Below are 514 nucleotides of genomic sequence, written 5' to 3'. Positions count from 1 at the left end.
TGTAAATGCAGCAGAATGTGAACCGTACATCACGGCCGATGACAAACTGATGCAGGAGCATGCCGAAGAGCTTATTCAGGGTATCGAAATCGTCGAACATATCCTTAAGCCAAAACTGACGATCATTGGTATCGAAGATAACAAGCCAGATGCCATTAAAGCGCTGGAAAGCGCCGCTCTGAACAAGGACATTGTTATTCGAGTAATCCCGACGAAATACCCATCGGGGGGTGAAAAGCAGCTGATAAAGATTCTGACCAACAAGGAAGTTCCTAGCGGCTCTATCCCTGCAGATATTGGCATCTTGGTTCAAAACGTCGGTTCTTTATACTCAATTAAGCGCGCTATCATCGATGGCGAGCCAATGATCGAACGTGTCGTTACGTTAACAGGTAAAACCTTTAAACAGCCTCGAAACGTATGGGCGCTCTTGGGTACCCCAGTTCAAGCACTGCTCGACGAATTCGGGTACAAAGCCGATAAAAAACTTCAGCGTTTGATCATGGGCGGACCA

Annotated in this window: 1 protein-coding gene; it reads left to right on the top strand. The window is 46.9% G+C overall.

The window, feature by feature from the left end:
• A partial coding sequence (locus R7P74_RS29465) for an RnfABCDGE type electron transport complex subunit C (RefSeq protein ID WP_318124295.1) occupies positions 1-514 on the top strand: 514 nt, incomplete at both ends.

It is taken from the genome of Vibrio sp. 2033 (assembly GCF_033339735.1).
This window is presented reverse-complemented; position numbering and strand designations above follow the sequence as displayed.